The organism is Gordonia sp. NPDC003585 (assembly GCF_040610755.1).
GTDB lineage: Bacteria > Actinomycetota > Actinomycetes > Mycobacteriales > Mycobacteriaceae > Gordonia.
The window spans coordinates 1-16,208 of the sequence record NZ_JBEXMX010000051.1 but is presented as its reverse complement, the minus strand read 5'-3'; the positions used below and the strand labels follow the sequence as shown (position 1 = coordinate 16,208).

The 16,208-nt window shown below is 65.3% G+C and carries 15 protein-coding genes and 2 tRNA genes; 7 read left to right on the top strand and 10 right to left on the bottom strand.

Going from position 1 to position 16,208, the window contains the following annotated elements:
- Positions 1-2: 2 nt before the first annotated feature.
- Positions 3-2,339, top strand: coding sequence for an FdhF/YdeP family oxidoreductase (locus ABZW74_RS15185; protein ID WP_355277212.1), 2,337 nt, complete (start codon positions 3-5; stop codon positions 2,337-2,339).
- Between the two features lie 64 nt (positions 2,340-2,403).
- Here the strand turns inward: ABZW74_RS15185 and clpX are convergent, their stop codons facing one another.
- The 5 genes from clpX to ABZW74_RS15160 form a co-directional block, all read right to left on the bottom strand.
- Positions 2,404-3,684, bottom strand: a complete 1,281-nt coding sequence (gene clpX / locus ABZW74_RS15180; protein ID WP_240859970.1) for an ATP-dependent Clp protease ATP-binding subunit ClpX — start codon at positions 3,682-3,684, stop codon at positions 2,404-2,406.
- Positions 3,685-4,025: 341 nt separating this feature from the next.
- Positions 4,026-4,730: an ATP-dependent Clp protease proteolytic subunit gene (locus tag ABZW74_RS15175; RefSeq protein ID WP_240859972.1), complete on the bottom strand. Its 705-nt coding sequence runs from the start codon at positions 4,728-4,730 to the stop codon at positions 4,026-4,028.
- Between the two features lie 51 nt (positions 4,731-4,781).
- Entirely contained in the window at positions 4,782-5,375 is a 594-nt protein-coding gene (locus ABZW74_RS15170; RefSeq protein ID WP_308221059.1) for an ATP-dependent Clp protease proteolytic subunit, read from the bottom strand.
- 268 nt (positions 5,376-5,643) lie between these two features.
- Positions 5,644-7,026, bottom strand: coding sequence for a trigger factor (gene tig, locus ABZW74_RS15165; protein WP_240859974.1), 1,383 nt, complete (start codon positions 7,024-7,026; stop codon positions 5,644-5,646).
- A 72-nt stretch (positions 7,027-7,098) separates the two neighbouring features.
- Positions 7,099-7,172: transfer RNA gene (locus tag ABZW74_RS15160), tRNA-Pro, on the bottom strand.
- A gap of 180 nt (positions 7,173-7,352) precedes the next feature.
- On the opposite strand from ABZW74_RS15160, the gene ABZW74_RS15155 reads away from it, so the two are divergent.
- The 4 genes from ABZW74_RS15155 to ABZW74_RS15140 all read left to right on the top strand — a co-directional run bounded on the left by ABZW74_RS15155 (position 7,353) and on the right by ABZW74_RS15140 (position 10,094).
- A tRNA-Gly gene (locus ABZW74_RS15155) sits at positions 7,353-7,426 on the top strand.
- Positions 7,427-7,509: 83 nt separating this feature from the next.
- Entirely contained in the window at positions 7,510-7,695 is a 186-nt protein-coding gene (locus tag ABZW74_RS15150; RefSeq protein ID WP_240859976.1) for a hypothetical protein, read from the top strand.
- 294 nt (positions 7,696-7,989) lie between these two features.
- On the top strand, positions 7,990-9,168 hold the full coding sequence (locus tag ABZW74_RS15145) for a lipase family protein (RefSeq protein WP_240860057.1): 1,179 nt from the start codon (positions 7,990-7,992) through the stop codon (positions 9,166-9,168).
- A 287-nt stretch (positions 9,169-9,455) separates the two neighbouring features.
- Positions 9,456-10,094, top strand: coding sequence for a L,D-transpeptidase (locus tag ABZW74_RS15140; protein WP_308221060.1), 639 nt, complete (start codon positions 9,456-9,458; stop codon positions 10,092-10,094).
- 66 nt (positions 10,095-10,160) lie between these two features.
- On the opposite strand, the gene sthA is transcribed toward ABZW74_RS15140, so the two are convergent.
- Positions 10,161-11,606: a Si-specific NAD(P)(+) transhydrogenase gene (gene sthA / locus ABZW74_RS15135; protein WP_355277208.1), complete on the bottom strand. Its 1,446-nt coding sequence runs from the start codon at positions 11,604-11,606 to the stop codon at positions 10,161-10,163.
- Between the two features lie 106 nt (positions 11,607-11,712).
- Positions 11,713-12,600, bottom strand: coding sequence for a PE-PPE domain-containing protein (locus tag ABZW74_RS15130; RefSeq protein WP_240860058.1), 888 nt, complete (start codon positions 12,598-12,600; stop codon positions 11,713-11,715).
- A gap of 244 nt (positions 12,601-12,844) precedes the next feature.
- Between ABZW74_RS15130 and ABZW74_RS15125 the strand changes: the two genes are divergently transcribed.
- Entirely contained in the window at positions 12,845-12,979 is a 135-nt protein-coding gene (locus ABZW74_RS15125; RefSeq protein ID WP_276615064.1) for a hypothetical protein, read from the top strand.
- Positions 12,980-13,007: 28 nt separating this feature from the next.
- Here the strand turns inward: ABZW74_RS15125 and ABZW74_RS15120 are convergent, their stop codons facing one another.
- Both ABZW74_RS15120 and ABZW74_RS15115 read right to left on the bottom strand, forming a co-directional pair.
- A complete protein-coding gene (locus ABZW74_RS15120) occupies positions 13,008-13,814 on the bottom strand; it encodes a DNA-formamidopyrimidine glycosylase family protein (protein ID WP_355277205.1) in 807 nt (268 codons plus the stop codon).
- Positions 13,815-14,288, bottom strand: coding sequence for a ribose-5-phosphate isomerase (locus ABZW74_RS15115; RefSeq protein WP_240859985.1), 474 nt, complete (start codon positions 14,286-14,288; stop codon positions 13,815-13,817). It abuts the gene before it with no gap.
- Between the two features lie 22 nt (positions 14,289-14,310).
- Here ABZW74_RS15115 and ABZW74_RS15110 point away from each other — a divergent pair, with 22 nt between their 5' ends.
- Entirely contained in the window at positions 14,311-15,342 is a 1,032-nt protein-coding gene (locus ABZW74_RS15110; RefSeq protein ID WP_240859987.1) for a M48 family metallopeptidase, read from the top strand.
- Positions 15,343-15,350: 8 nt separating this feature from the next.
- Here the strand turns inward: ABZW74_RS15110 and ABZW74_RS15105 are convergent, their stop codons facing one another.
- Positions 15,351-15,974 (bottom strand): DsbA family protein, encoded by a 624-nt coding sequence (locus ABZW74_RS15105; RefSeq protein ID WP_240859989.1) that lies wholly within the window; start codon positions 15,972-15,974, stop codon positions 15,351-15,353.
- Positions 15,975-16,208 lie beyond the last annotated feature (234 nt).

The following is a 16,208-nucleotide window of genomic DNA, read 5'->3' as shown; positions in this document are numbered from 1 at the left end:
GGATGGGAATCATGAGCAGTTCTCACGGCCCCGACGACCACCAGGTGCACGAACCCGAGTCCGTCCACCTGGGCCATGTGAAGTCGTACGCGGCCGGCGTTCCGGCCGTCGCGGTGGCATTGCGACGCGGGGTCGAGCAGATGGGCCCACTGCGGACGGCCAAGACCCTCACGAAACTCAACCAGCGCGACGGCTTCGACTGCCCCGGCTGCGCGTGGCCCGAGAACCCGGGCCACCGCAAGCACGCCGAGTTCTGTGAGAACGGCGCCAAAGCGGTGGCCGAGGAGGCAACCAAACGCAAGGTGACGCCTGGGTTCTTCGCCAAGCACTCCGTCGACGACCTGCGGACACGGTCCGGGTACTGGCTGTCACAACAGGGCCGGATCACCCATCCCATGTATCTCGCACCCGGCGACACCCACTACCGGGAGATCAGCTGGGACGACGCCAATCGACTTGTTGCCGAGGAGATCTCGGCGATGGACTCGCCCGACGAGGCCGCCTTCTACACGTCGGGACGCACCAGCAACGAAGCCGCCTTCGTCTACCAACTCCTTGCCCGCAGCATCGGAACCAACAACCTGCCCGACTGCTCCAACATGTGCCACGAGTCCTCGGGCACGGCACTGGGCGCGTCGATCGGGATCGGCAAGGGGTCGGTCACCGTTCCCGATCTCGAAGCGGCCGATCTGATCATCATCGCCGGACAGAATCCCGGCACCAACCATCCGCGGATGCTGTCGACGCTCGAGAAGGCCAAGCACAACGGCGCCACCATCGTGGCGGTGAACCCGCTGCCGGAGGCCGGCCTCATGCGGTTCAAGGATCCGCAAAAGGTCGGTGGCGTGGTCGGCGCCGGCGCGAAACTCGCCGACGACTTCCTCCAGATTCGGCTCGGTGGCGACATGGCCTTGTTCCGCGGTGTCGCGCGTCTCCTCCTCGACGCCGAACGCGCGGCTCCCGGAACGGTTTTCGACCACGACTTCCTCGACAATCACTGCGCCGGGGTCGACGACTATCTCCGCCTCCTCGAGGACGTCGATCTCGACGAGATCGTGCAGGCCACCGGGCTGACCCGCGGACAGATCGTCACCCTGGCCGAGAAGGTCGCGTCGTCGGACCGGATCGTCCTGTGTTGGGCCATGGGTTTGACGCAGCACCGCCACGGGGTCGCGACCATCGCCGAGGGCACCAACGTCCTGCTGTTGCGCGGAATGATCGGCAAGCCCGGCGCGGGCCTCTGCCCGGTGCGTGGTCATTCGAATGTCCAAGGCGACCGCACGATGGGCATCTTCGAGAAGATGCCCGAGTCGTTCCTCGCGGCCCAAGACGCGGAGTTCGGTATTTCGAGTCCACGCAAACACGGATACGACACCGTCGCCGCGATCGCTGCAATGCACCGCGGCGAGATCCGCCTGTTCATGGCGATGGGCGGCAACTTCGTGTCGGCGGCGCCCGACACCGCGTTCACCGAGGAGGCGCTACGACGCTGCGCCCTGACCGTGCATGTCAGCACCAAACTCAACGAGTCACATCTGGTGACCGGGACGGCAGCCCTCATCCTGCCCACCCTCGGGCGCACCGACAAGGACGTTGTGGACGGTGTGCCGCAACAGGTTTCGGTTGAGGACTCGATGTCGGTGGTACATCTGTCGCGTGGCTCGCTTCCCCCCGCCTCGGATCAGCTGCGCAGCGAGATCGCGATCGTCTGCGACCTCGCACGCACCGTCCTCGGCGACGATCATCCGGTGCCGTGGCGACGGTTCCGCGGCGACTACGACGCCATCCGGGACCGTATCGAGCGGGTCATTCCGGGGTTCGAGGACTTCAACATCCGCGTGCGCAAATCCGACGGCTTCACCCTGCCGCACCCACCGCGGGACGACCGAGAGTTCGACACCCCCAACGGCAAGGCCAACTTCGCGGCGCAACCGCTGGAATGGCTACCGGTACCCGAGGGTCGATTGATTCTGCAGACGATGCGCAGTCACGACCAGTACAACACCACGATCTACGGCCACGACGACCGGTACCGCGGGATCAAGGGCAATCGGCACGTCGTCATGGTCCACCCCGACGACATCGCCGCCTTCGGCCTCACCGCGGGCGACCACGTCGACATCGTGTCGGAGTTCGACGGTCCGGACGGAACCGAGGAGCGCCGCGTCGAAGGCTTCGAGGTCGTCGCCTACGACACCCCGCGCGGAAATGCGGCGGCGTACTACCCGGAGACCAATCCGCTGGTGCCGCTGCGATCGGTCGCCAAGGGATCGAACACACCGGTGTCGAAGGCGGTCGTCATCCGGTTGGAGCGGGTCGGCGACCAGCTTCCACGCTGACCACCCAACGCAAAGATCCCACCGCTACAGCTGTGAGCGGTGGGATCTTCGCAACCCTCGTCTGTCAGGCGCTCTTGTCGCGCCGTTCGTCGCGGTTGTCCTTGCGCGGCACGATGGTCGGCAGGACGTTGTCGCGGACCGTCTCGCCGGTCACCACGACCTTCTCCACGTCGTCGCGGCTCGGGATGTCGTACATCACCGGCAGCAGGACCTCTTCCATGATCGCCCGGAGACCACGAGCGCCGGTGCCCCGGTGGATCGCCTGGTCTGCGACGGCCTCGAGCGCATCCTGAGTGAACTCGAGTTCCACGTTGTCCATGTCGAACAGCCGGGTGTACTGCTTGACGAGCGCATTCTTCGGTTCGGACAGGATGCTGACCAGCGACTCCTTGTCGAGGTTCGTCACCGAGGCGACAACCGGGAGACGACCGATGAACTCCGGGATCAGACCGAACTTGATGAGATCCTCGGGCATCACCTCGGCAAAGTGATCGGTGGTGTCCACCTCGTCCTTGGTGGCCACGTCGTTGCCGAAGCCGATGCCGCGCTTGCCGATCCGCTCGGACACGATCTTCTCGAGTCCGGCGAACGCCCCCGCCACGATGAACAGCACGTTGGTGGTGTCGATCTGGATGAACTCCTGATGCGGATGCTTGCGCCCGCCCTGCGGCGGCACCGACGCCTGGGTGCCCTCGAGAATCTTCAGCAGCGCCTGCTGCACGCCCTCACCGGACACATCACGCGTGATCGACGGGTTCTCGCTCTTGCGGGCGATCTTGTCGACCTCGTCGATGTAGATGATCCCGGTCTCGGCGCGCTTCACGTCGTAATCGGCGGCCTGGATCAGCTTCAGCAAGATGTTCTCGACGTCCTCACCCACGTATCCGGCCTCGGTGAGGGCCGTGGCGTCGGCGATCGCGAACGGCACGTTCAGCATCTTCGCCAGGGTCTGGGCGAGATAAGTCTTGCCGCAACCGGTCGGACCGAGCATCAGGATGTTGGACTTCGCGAGTTCGACGGTCTCGCCGGTCCGCGAATCCTTCTTCTCCCCGGCCTGAATGCGCTTGTAGTGGTTGTAGACGGCCACCGCCAGGGTGCGCTTCGCGGTGTCCTGACCGATGACGTAGTTCTCGAGGAAGTCGCGGATCTCGGCCGGCTTGGGCAGTTCGTCGAGCTTGACGTCGCCGCTCTCGGCGAGTTCCTCCTCGATGATCTCGTTGCACAGATCGATGCACTCATCGCAGATGTAGACGCCTGGGCCGGCGATCAGCTTCTTCACCTGCTTCTGGCTCTTGCCGCAGAACGAGCACTTCAGCAGATCCCCACCGTCTCCGATTCGTGCCATCTCGTGCTGTACCTACTTCCTCGTTCTTCTCGTCACCGCCCCGCCGGGCCTGCCGAGTCGGCAGTCCACTCCGGTGGCGGACACGTGCCGGACGTTGCGTACGCAGGACACGGGCTCACCATCGACGCGCCATTCGCCAGTAACACGACGGTACTCGTGTGCCGCGTGAACTTCGACCGATAACACCAAATGTCGTGACTGTTGTTTGCCTTGTCCGGGCGTCAGGGTCTTCTTCGGTTGGATGTCGCAGACGTCAAGGATGACGCCGTTGCGCACCGCGGTGGCGCACCCGCGTCCCGGCGTGTCGGAACGGCCAGACACCGACGGGCGAGCCACCGAGGTCAGGACGACGACTTCTTCAGCGACTTCTTGCGGTACTCGAACACCTCGTCGACGATGCCGTACTCCTTGGCGGCCTCGGCGGTGAGGATGTTGTCGCGGTCGGTGTCCTTGCGGATCTTCTCTGCGGGCTGCCCCGTGTGCCCGGCCAGGATCTCGTCGAGACGGTTGCGAATGCGCTCGATCTCCGCGGCCTGGATCTCGAGGTCGGAAACCTGACCCTGATATGCGCCGCCGGTGCGCGGCTGGTGAATGAGGATCGTCGCGTTCGGGAGCGCTGCACGCTTGCCTGGCGTGCCGCCGGCCAGCAGGATTGCTGCCGCCGACGCCGCCTCACCCAAGCAGACCGTCACGATGTCGCAGTGCACGTACTGCATGGTGTCGTAGATCGCCAACATGTCCGGCACGCTGCCGCCGGGCGAATTGATGTACATCGTGATGTCCCGGTCCGGGTCCTGCGACTCGAGGACGAGGAGCTGAGCCATCACGTCGTTGGCAACGGTCTGGTCGATGGGCGTTCCGACGAAGACGATGCGCTCTTCGAAGAGCTTTGCGTACGGGTCGTACTGCCGCTGCCCGTTGGGCGTGTGCTCGATGAACTGCGGGAGGATGTAGCGCGCCTCGATGCTCTTGAGCGCGAGTGCCGACGCGGGGATGCCCGCGGCGACCTCTGCGGCGTACGCGTCCGATGTGAAGGAGGTGGTCATCTGATGCTCCGTTGACTAGGTGGTGGGAGTGGGATGCCTGATCGGCCCGGCTCAGGACTGGGAGATCACGTGGTCGACGAGGCCGTACTCCTTGGCCTCGGCCGCGGTGAACCACTTGTCGCGGTCCGCGTCGGCCTCGATCTTCTCCAGGGGCTGACCGCTGAACTCGGCGTTGAGCCGGTTCATCTCCTTCTTGGTGGCCGCGAACTGCTCGGCCTGGATCGCGATGTCGGCCGCGGTACCACCGATTCCGGCGGACGGCTGATGCATCATGATGCGCGCGTGCGGGAGTGCATGACGCTTGCCCTTGGCGCCCGCTGCCAGCAGGAACTGCCCCATCGACGCGGCCATACCCATCGCGTAGGTGGCGACATCGCACTTGGCGAGCTGCATGGTGTCGAAGATCGCCATACCCGCGGTGACCGACCCGCCGGGCGAGTTGATGTAGAGGTTGATGTCCTTCGTCGGGTCCTCCGCGGCGAGCAGCAGGATCTGCGCGCACAGGCGGTTCGCGATGTCGTCGTCGACCTGCGTGCCGAGGAAGATGATGCGCTCACGCAGCAGCCGCTCGAACACCGAATCGGTCAGGTTCAGCCCGGCGACACCTGAACTCATGGTCGGTGTGTGGATGGTCGGCTTGGTCACGGTCCCTACCTTTACCTTGTTGTCGTGATGGCCTGTCGTGCTGATCGGCCGTCCTACTCGTCTGCCCCGTATTCGTCGGCGCCGTACTCCTCTGCGCGGGCCCGCCGGTCCTCGCACCTTCGGCGATCATGTCGTCTTGTCGAGACGTCTCCACCGACACTAGTCAATGCGAGTCGCCCGACACCCCCGCGGACACCGGTCTTCGCTGAGAGCAGAACAGCCGGCCGAGGCGAGTACACGCCCCGAACCGGCTGTTCGGCACCGATGTTCAGTTGTCGGTGTCGGCCGCTGTCTCGTTGTCGGCCGAGGTCTCGTCGTCGGCCGAGTCGCTGTCGTCACCGAAGAATTCGGAGGTGTCGACGGCGGCGCCGGTGGTGTCGGTGACGGTGATGTCCTTGACGATCCCGGCGAGGGCCTTGCCCCGGCGGACCTCGGCGAAGACCGCACCCACCTGATTGGCCTGCGACAGCTGCTGGATGAACTCCTGCGGCTGCATTCCGTAGCGCTGCGCCTGGAAGATGATCTGCTGGGTCAGCTCGTCCTGGCTGACCTGGGTGTCCTGCTGCTCGGCGATCGCGTCGAGCAGGAGCTCCGTGCGGACCGACTTCTCGGCCTCGTCGCGAGCTTCGGCGTCCCACTTCTCGCGCGTGGTGCCCTGTGCCTCGAGGAACTTGGCGAGCTGCTCGTCGTCATGTCCGAGCGCGTGGATGATCTGGTGCTGCTGTCCTTCGATTTGGCTCTCGACAACCTTCTCCGGCAGCGGAACCTCGACCGTCTCGAGCAGCTGCTCGAGCACCTTGTCGCGGATCGCGTTCGCCTGCTCGAGCTTCTTCGAGGTGGCGACCCGCTCGCGCAGACTCTCCTTCAGTTCGTCGACGGTGTCGAATTCGCTAGCCATCTGGGCGAACTCATCGTCGACCTCGGGCAGCTCGCGCTCCTTGACCGAGTTGACGGTCACGGTCACCGCGGCCTCCTCACCGGCGTGATCGCCGGCGACCAGCTTGGTGGTGAACACCTTGGTCTCGCCGGCCGCAAGGCCGACGAGGGCCTCGTCGAGACCGTCGATCAGCTGGCCGGAGCCCACTTCGTGCGACAGACCCTCGGTCGACGCCTCGTCGACGGGCTCGCCGTCGACCTCGGCGGCGAGATCGATCGATACGAAGTCGCCGTCGGCCGCACCGCGCTCGACGCCCTGCAGCGTGCCGAAGCGTGCGCGCAGTCCCTCGAGTTGCTCGTCGACTGCGGCGTCGTCGATCTCGACGGGGTCGACCTCGACCGACAGGGTCGAGTAGTCGGGCAGGGTGATCTCGGGACGGACGTCGACCTCAGCGGTGAAGGTGACGCTCTCGCCGTACTTCAGTTCCGACAGGTCGATCTCCGGCTGGCCGATGGCCTTGGTCTCGGTCTCTGCAACCGCCTCGGAGTACTTGCCCGGAATGGCCTCGTTGACGACCTGCGCAAGGATGGAGTCACGACCGACGCGTGCCTCGATCAGCTTCGCCGGCGCCTTGCCCGGACGGAAGCCGGGAATACGGATCTGCTGGGCCAACGACCGATACGTCCGGTCGAAGTCTGCCGACAGCTCCTCGAACGGGACCTCGACGTTGAGCTTCACTCGCGTCGGGGTGAGTTGCTCGACAGTGCTCTTCACGCCTACTGCTCCTTATGTCTGCTTACGGTGAGAGTCCGTGGGCCGGAGCCGAAAACGGCTGCACCGACCGAGTCGGGATGACAGGATTTGAACCTGCGACCCTCCGCTCCCAAAGCGGATGCGCTACCAAGCTGCGCCACATCCCGTGGACCTGAACTCGCGGGCGTCGACTTGGGTGTCCGACCGCGCTCGTGGGCCAACAGAAGATAGTACGTGGCCTGTCCGCCACGACGAAAAACGGGGCGATTTTTTCCTGCGCGCCGAGCCGGGTACAGTCTCAATCTGCACGCGACGCCAATGGCGATCCCATCCGGCGCCGTATGCACGCGGGTGTAGCTCAATGGTAGAGCCCTAGTCTTCCAAACTAGCTACGCGGGTTCGATTCCCGTCACCCGCTCCATCTGCCACCGCACATTTCCGCGACACGGTCGCCGACACATGCGGCTACTGTGATCTGTGCCACATGCGGCGTACGCTGGGGCCATGTCCTCCAGCCACAGCAAGAGCCAGCGCAAGTGTCCGACGTGCGGCGCGAATCTGTTCGTGCGCCGGGATGTCACCCGTTCCGATTCCGGCGTCGAACGCGTCGACGTGATGCTCGTATGCCGGGACGAATCCTGCTCCGAGCAGGTCCGTCACCTTCGCACGGAGCATCCACAACCCGCCTGACCGATCGTTTGTTCGTTGAACGAGCATTCGCGATGACGCATTGGGTCGAGCTGCGACGCGCACCGCGACACATCGCCGACGCCCCAGAATCCCTTGGTCAATCGACCGAGTTGACATGCTCCCGCTGACCCGGATGATTAGCCGAGTCGGGGGTCTGGATCAACTTCATCGGACCTCGCCCTGGGGGATTTACTCGTGCTCCATTTCTTCCGTCGAACTGCGTCACGACGCCGTCGGCAAACACTGGACGCCCGCCGCGTACGTGCTGCAGTCGCGGTCACCGCGTCAGCCGCCCTGCTCGGAGCGGGCCTCGTCGTCGGGACCGGAGGTGCACACGCCGAGAACGTCGCATTGCCGACGCCGCTACCGGACAACTTCTACGCCCAGCCCGCAAACATCGCGAAATACAAGCCAGGACAGATCATTCGGGTTCGCGGGCGGGCCAACCCACCCGCGTTCTTCGACGTCCGGACCTATCAGATCAAGTTCCGCTCCACCGACAGCCAGGGCAAACCGATCGCCGCGGTGACCACCGTGCTGGTGCCGAACAACAAGCGCCCCAACGGTCCACTGCTGTCGTTCGAACACATCGTCAATGCCGTCGGCCTGGAATGCGCGCCCTCGCAGGCACTCTGGACGCAGGATCCCAATCTGACCATCCGGGAGGCACCGGCCCTCAACGTGGTCCTCCGGCAGGGATGGACAATCGCCATCCCCGATCACCTCGGTCCGCGCAGTTCCTACGGAGCCGCCAAACTCGGCGGACAGATCACCCTGGACAACATCAGGGCCGTGCAGGCATTCCGGACGGCAAACGTGGCGCACAGTCGTGTTGCGCTCGCCGGCTATTCGGGTGGCGGGATGGCAGCCGCGTGGGCTGCTGCACTCGCTCCGAAGTATGCGCCTGAACTCAAGCTGGTCGGTGCCGCCTACGGCGGTGTGCCGATGAACCTCATCAAGATGGCCGAGGGTCTCGGGTACACCAATCCGCACCCGGCGTTCGGCCTCGCCTTCGCCGCTGCGATCGGCCTCTCCCGCGAGTATCCGCAGCAGATCCCGATGCTGAAGTACCTTTCGCCCCTCGGCTGGCGGATGTTCTCCGAGATGCGCAACGCCTGCACCAACGACATCCTGCGCATCGGCGCCGGACACAGCGCAAAGCAGGTCGCCACCGGCGGCAAGCAGGTGTTCGAGGACAAGACCGCACGACGCGTCGTCGAGGAGAACAGCCTGTCGTTGTATCCCGGGGTTCCTCGTGTGCCGGTCTTCGAGTGGCACAGCCCCACCGATGTGTTGATCCCGGTGGCGTCGATCGACTACACCAAGCGGCGCTACTGCAGCGCCGGAGCGCGGGTGCAGACCCTGCTGACGCCGTCGCCCGATCATCTCAGTGCGGCTGTCATCGGACTTCTGCCGGCACTGCAGTATCTGACCGATCGCTTCAACGGATTGCCGGCACCCAGTAACTGCTGAATTCCGGCGATCCGGACGCCGACGCTCGGCACGACTTATCTGTGATGACCGTCACATATAAGTCGTGTCGAACGCTCGACCATTGCTTTTGCCAACCAGCACCGGCAATTCGCGATCGAGAGGCCGTCGACCGTCGGTAGCTCTTTGGACCCAAGGCAACAGTTGTGTAACGATGGATCAGCGCTCCCGGGGGGTGCGCACGAGACAATCAACCCCGAATCAGAGGTACGAACTCAGTGCTGACCAAGCCCTCTCGCCGAGCCCGACGTGGGCAGGCCCGACGACTGATCGCGGTGTTCGTCGGTGTGATCGCCATGGCGATCACCCTGCCCGGCATTGCCCAGGCTGCTCCGATCACCGTGGTCCCCGGCCTGCCGCCGGTCAACATTCCCGACGGCCTCAACATCCCGGGACTGCCGACCACGCCGCCCAAGAAGACGACTCCCAAGCCGCCGAGCACCACCAAGACGACTCCCGCAGATCCGGCGGCGCCGAATGTCAAGACTTCCACCGGGTGGATCGCGCTCGCGGATGACGCGACCCACAAGATCACCTGGTGGCGCAACGGCCGCGTGGTGAAGACCATGCCGATTTCCATGGGATCGGCAAAGCACCCCACCGCCAATGGCGTCTACCACACCAAGGAAAAGTACCGCGACATGTACATGGATTCGTCCACGTACGGCGTCCCGGTTGACTCCGCGGAGGGATACCGGACCTACGTCGAGTACGCGACGCGTATGTCGTGGGACGGCATCTTCATCCACGCCGCACCGTGGTCGGTGCAGCAGCAGGGTCGTAGCAACGTGAGCCACGGCTGCATCAACGTCAGCACCGCCAATGGGCAGTGGGTGTTCAACAACATCCCGCGCGACACCCCGATCGTGGTGCGCGGCACCGTCGGTGGACGTTACAACGGCACGTAATCTCCAACATCTCCATCAAAACGGGCGGTCGCGATGCGACCGCCCGTTTTGGGTTACAACGTTTGATCAGGCGGGCGCGCCCGCGTCGAGGTCGAGACGATTACCCACGGATCGCACCCGGGCGATCGCACGCATCTTGTTGACCGCGTCGAGCGCGGCCACCTTGTATCCCTCGGCCAGCGTCGGATAGTTGAATACCGCGTCCACCAGGTAATCGACGGTGCCACCGAGTCCCATCACCGTCTGACCGATGTGCACCAACTCCGCGGCGTTGCTGCCAAAGGCGTGCACACCCAGCAGTGTGCGCTCTTCGGCATGGACGAGCAGCTTCAGCAAGCCGTAGGAATCCCCCATGATGGCCCCGCGCGCCAGTTCCCGGTAGCGGGCCACACCGACCTCGAACGGAATGTTCGCGGTGGTCAGCTGATCTTCGGTGCGGCCGACAAAACTGATCTCGGGAATCGCGTAGATCCCGATCGGCTGCAGGTCGACGTCGGTCTCGCCGACCGGTTCGCCGAAGGCGTGATAACTGGCGCGTCGACCCTGTTCCATCGAGGTGGCCGCGAGTGCGGGAAAACCGATGATGTCGCCGACCGCGTAGATGTGCTCGACCTCGGTCCGAAAGTGCTCGTCGACCTTCAGCCGGCCGCGCGCGTCCGCGGTGAGACCGGCGTCGGCCACCCGCAGCTCGTCGGACACCCCCTGTCTGCCTGCGGAGTAGAGAACGGTATCGGCCGGGATTTTCTTGCCCGACGCGAGGATGGTGAGTGTGCCCGACGGGTGCGTTTCGACGGTCTGGACATGTTCGCCGAAGCGGAACGTCACCCCGCGCTCACGCAGTTGGTATTGCAGCGCCTCGACGATCTCCCGGTCGCAGAAGTCCAGCATCGCCGGCCGCTGTTCGATCACGGTCACCTTGGTGCCGAGGGCCGCGAACATGGATGCGTACTCGATGCCGATCACCCCGGCACCGACGACCACCATCGATGCCGGGACCCGGTCGAGGTTCAGAATCTGATCGGAGTCCACGACAGTGGCACCGTCGAACTCGACCGATTTCGGCCGTGCCGGGCGGGTGCCCACCGCGACGACGAACTTGTCGGCACTGACGCGTTTGAGATCACCGGTGGCGTCTTCGATCGCGATCTCGTGCGGACCGGTGAAATAGGCGCTGCCGATGAGCATCGTCACCGAGTTGCGGGCGAGCTGGTTCTGGATGACATCGATCTCCTTGCCCACTACATGCATTGTGCGCGCGGACAAGTCGGTGACCGTGATGTCGGACTTGAGGCGATAGGACTGTCCGTAGAGCTCCCGCTGATTGAGTCCGGTGAGGTAGAGCACCGCCTCGCGCAGCGTCTTCGACGGGATGGTGCCCGTGTTGATACACACGCCGCCCACCATGTCGCGACGTTCGACGATCGCGGCGCGTCTACCGAGTTTCGCGGCGGCAATCGCCGCCTTCTGGCCGGCCGGTCCTGACCCGATGACCACGATGTCGTAATGATCCACTGCACATGCTCCGCTCGAGGAAGATACCCGTGGCCACCATGGCCGTCATCAAGTGTCGCGCAGATGGCCGTGACGCACGACTCGAGCGAGCCGATCGGTCCAGTGGTCAGGCGGCCTCGGGCGAGCGGTGCCCGACATCGGAGAAAGTGACCTGGACCTGCAGCCAGTGTGCCATGACCTCACAGCCCGTCGAACTCGGATCCGTGGCCGACGACCGGCGATACGGTTCGACCTCGTATGACGTGTGGCGACCGCCGGTCCGGTTGCGGAATACCATGCCACGCACCGGGATCGTCGCCGGCAGGTAGCACCGCACCGCGTGCCACGCCGAGGAGAGTCGGACGACGTCCCGGCGCCACTGCGACGGACGCAGCGCCGTGCGGCCGGCATTCTGGAAGGCATTGGTACGCAATAGTTCCCAGCCGTCCCGCATCCACTCCCCCATTCCGGTGAGGCACACACCCGCGGTGAGGTCGGCGATGTCGCGCACCAGCGAGTCGGAGTCTGCGTTGCAGATGACGTCGTCGGCCGCGCCCACCCAGCGTGCCGGGATCTGCGGCGGCAGTTGCGGTCCCGGCCCCGCCACACCCCAGCCTGCGCACCCGGCGACCGCACCCGGGGGTTGGTGCGGGTCGGCGACGAATCCGACGGCGATCACGTTGCGCAGCGCCGGATCGTCCTCGCGGGCCATGGCGTGCAGCGCCGTCCGGATCACCACTGCGCCCTGGGAGTATCCGACCATGGCCACCGGGCCGACGATGCCGGATACCGCCGCACGAAGACTCTGGACACCGATCCCCACGCTGGCCAGGAAACTCATCCCCCCGGCGCGTGGCGCGGGGCCGTAGCTGGCCGGATAGCCCACCCAGCGGCAGTCGAATCGTTCGTCGAGCGAGTCGGCCACCGCGCCCAACAGTCCGGTCACCGAGCTGCGCGTGTCACCCTCGAACGACTCCCCGGTGCCGCCCACGAACAGCACAGTGACGGCCGTCATGTTCGCACCGGGAACCGCGAGATCGACTGTCTCGTCGACCGGTGGGGCGATCACCTCGGGTGCCATGACTCCATGATGGGCACGCTCTGTGAGAAAGTCCCCGGGGCGCGCTGAGTGTTCACTGAGTGGTGCTGCCTTCAACCTGATCGGGGTAAGGGAGATCACCCCCGATCAGGTTGATTAACACGTTCGTAACGCGAAGAATCGGATGGGTAGTCAAGTAGTCGCAGGAGCAGTACTCATCATGTCTTTCGCACGAATCCGTGCCCGGTTCCACAACAACGATCAGCGTCGCCTGTACGCGAGCATCCTTCGCGTCGGGAGTTCGACGCAGCGCGAGGAACTCCTCGTCATGGCCCAGCGCGCCGAAGCGTCCTGACCCGACCCTCGGCGACGCGACTGCGCCGTCAGGTCTGACAGACCGGACACCAGTACAGCTTGCGGCCCTCGAGTTCAGCGATCAGCACCGGCGTCCGGCATACCCGGCATGGTTCGCCCGCACGCCGGTAGACATAGGTACGCGGGCGATCCGCCGCGTACGACGGCGCACCGTGATCGTCCTCCGGCCGCACGACGTGGATACGGCCGCGGCGAACACCGACGCGCATCAGCGTGACCAGGTCGGCCCAGATGGCGTCGAAGTCCTCTCGGCTGATCGACGTCCCCGGACGCATGGGATCGACGCCGGCGCGGAACAGTATCTCCGCCCGATAGACGTTGCCGATCCCGGCGACGACCTTCTGGTCCATCAGCAAAGCGCCGATCGAACGTCGTGAGGCAGTGATCGCGGCCCACGCGCGCTCCGGATCGGCGTTTCGGCGCAACGGGTCGGAGCCGAGACGTGCGAGCAGGGCGTCGAGCTGATCGGCGTCGAAGAGTTCACACGCCGTCGGGCCGCGCAGATCCAATCCCACGTCGGGGCCCTCGATCCGCATCCGCACCGCCCCGACGGGCGGTTCCATCGGCACGGGCGATTCGGTGAACGCACCGTAGAGGCCGAGGTGAATGTGGACGAGCTGTTCGCGTCGACCGTCGTCGGTGTAGCGGTGTACGAGGTGCTTGCCCCAGGCGTCGGCCTTCGTGAAAACCAGGCCGTCGACGGCGGCAGCACCGGTGGCGAACCGTCCCTGCGGACTGGTCACCCGGACCTGGCTGCCGCCGAGGAGCTTGGTGTGGCGACGCGCCAGCCGATGAAGTGTATGCCCTTCGGGCACTTAGGAACCCGGGACCGCCGGCGGCTGACCGGTGCGCTCGTACTCGGCGAGGATGTCGATCCGCCGCTGGTGGCGCGGTTCCTCCGACCACGGCGTCGCGAGGAACGCGTCCACGATGGCCAAGGCGTCGTCGAGGCTGTGCATCCGGCCACCGATCCCGATCAACTGCGCGTTGTTGTGTTGGCGAGCGAGCTGAGCGGTCTCGACGCTCCACGCGAGTGCACAGCGTGCGCCGGGCACCTTGTTGGCCGCGATCTGCTCACCGTTTCCGCTGCCACCGAGGACGATGCCCAGGCTGCCCGGGTCGGCGACGGTCCGTAGGGCCGCTTCGATGCAGAACGCCGGATAGTCGTCGGCGGCGTCGTATTCGTGGGCGCCGCAATCGAGGGCCTCGTGGCCGTTGGCGGTGAGATGTTCGGCGATCTGATTCTTGAGTTCGAATCCGGCATGGTCGGCACCGAGGTAGACACGCATGGCGTCACTATAGATTGGTCGGGTGGACGCCCAGTCTCCGATCCCCGAATCACCAATCTCTCCGGCCCCGATCCCGAATGTGCCCGGTGTGGCCGATGCGCCGCCGCCGCAGCCCGGCGATCCAAATCGTCAGTGGCTGGCACCGGCGCGTTTCGCGGCTCGGCCGCGCCTGCATCCGTGGGAGATCCCGATGCTCGTCCTCGTGATCCTGACGACGCTGCTGGGCTACGCCCTCATCGTCTTGCTGGTGGCGAGCGGCAGTCTCGACCAGCTGTTCCTCGGTCTTCTGGCCTTCCCGCTGCTGCTGTTCGTCCTGCGTGGTCTGAACTACGCCACACCCCGCGTGAACGGTGTCCAGATGACGCCGACCCAGTTCCCCGAGGGATACCGGATGGTCGTCGAGGCCGCCGCCCGGTTCGGTCTGGAGTACGTCCCCGACGCCTATGTCGTGCTGGGCAACGGCGCGATCAATGCGTTCGCGTCCGGCCATGGGTTCCGCCGATTCGTGGTGGTGTATTCGGACCTGTTCGAGGTGGGTGGTGCAGCCCGCGACCCGGATGCGCTGCGCTTCATCATCGGCCACGAGGTCGGGCACATCGCCGCAGGGCACACGTCCTACTGGCGTCAGCTGTCGACGATCGTCGGCAGCAACATCCCGGTCCTCGGCTCCGCGTTGTCACGCGCTCAGGAGTACACCGCGGACAACCACGGCTATTACACGCAACCCACCGGCGCCCCCGGAGCGATCGGCGTGCTCTCGGCGGGCAAGTACATGCTGTCGGCCGTGGATTTCGACCAGTTCGCCGACCGCGCGACCCACGAAAAAGGGTTCTTCACCTTCGTCGTCAACGCGATGGCGTCGCACCCCGTCCTCACCTGGCGGGCAGCCGCCCTGCGCAACCGGACCAAGGCCGGATCGATGTGGTTCCGTCCCAAACAGATCGTGCGTGGGGTGGGTAGCGGCAACGTCGTACCGATAGAGCCCCCACCCCACCCCGTCACCACCGCGCCCGGCGCACTCCCCAACGGACTGGAGATGCCACCGCGGTTCTAGGGCACGCCCTAGTCGAATGCAGGATCCTCGTCGCGGCTGCGCTTGAGCTCGAAGAAGTGTGGATACGACGCGAGGGCGACCGCACCGTCCCACACCGTGCCCGCAATCTCGCCCCGTGGGATGCGGGACAGCACCGGACCGAAGAACGCCACCCCGTTCACGTGGATCGTCGGGGTGCCGACATCGTCGCCGACCTTGTCCATGCCGGCGTGATGACTCTTGCGGATGGCGTCGTCGTACTCGGTGCTGTCCGCGGCCGACGCCAGGGCGGGGTCGAGGCCCAGTTCGGCCAGGGCGCCCGCGATGACGTCGTCGAAGTCCTTGTTGCCCTCGTTGTGGATTCGGGTGCCCAGCGCGGTGTACAGCGGCGCCAGGATCTCGTCGCCCTTCTGCGCTGCTGCGGCGGCGATCACCCGGACGGGGCGCCAGGCCTGCTTCAGGCCCTCGCGGTAGGACTCGGGAATGTCCTTGCCCTCGTTGAGCACCGCAAGACTCATGATGTGGAAGTTCACGTCGATCGGGCGGACCTGCTCGGCCTCCAGAATCCATCGCGAGGTGATCCAGCACCATGGACACAGCGGATCAAACCAGAAATCGACACGGTCCTTGGTGGTCTGGCCCTCTGCTGACATGCGGTCGTCCTCTCCTCGCGGCAAGTACATACTCGGCAAACATGCCCACGGCCATCGCCGCAGACACTCGTCGATGTAACACCGAATGCGGTGTGCCGTGTTCCCGACCGCCCCGACGATGTTTGCCGGGTCGTTAAGCGGCTCTTCCGGATTCAGAGTGCATCGAGGTGTTCTGCGAGGCCGCCGGAGTGGATCAGTGACCGCAAGATGTAGTTGTTGAGGTTGCGGAATCCG

Coding starts and splice junctions, on each gene's coding strand:
- ABZW74_RS15175 (WP_240859972.1), bottom strand. CDS start 4,730: ATGACCACCTCCTTCACATCGGACGCGTACGCCGCAGAGGTCGCCGCG.
- ABZW74_RS15185 (WP_355277212.1), top strand. CDS start 3: ATGGGAATCATGAGCAGTTCTCACGGCCCCGACGACCACCAGGTGCAC.
- ABZW74_RS15150 (WP_240859976.1), top strand. CDS start 7,510: ATGTCCTCCAGCCACAGCAAGAGCCAGCGCAAGTGTCCGACGTGCGGC.
- ABZW74_RS15130 (WP_240860058.1), bottom strand. CDS start 12,600: ATGACGGCCGTCACTGTGCTGTTCGTGGGCGGCACCGGGGAGTCGTTC.
- ABZW74_RS15115 (WP_240859985.1), bottom strand. CDS start 14,288: ATGCGTGTCTACCTCGGTGCCGACCATGCCGGATTCGAACTCAAGAAT.
- clpX (WP_240859970.1), bottom strand. CDS start 3,684: ATGGCACGAATCGGAGACGGTGGGGATCTGCTGAAGTGCTCGTTCTGC.
- ABZW74_RS15125 (WP_276615064.1), top strand. CDS start 12,845: ATGTCTTTCGCACGAATCCGTGCCCGGTTCCACAACAACGATCAGCGT.
- ABZW74_RS15105 (WP_240859989.1), bottom strand. CDS start 15,974: ATGTCAGCAGAGGGCCAGACCACCAAGGACCGTGTCGATTTCTGGTTT.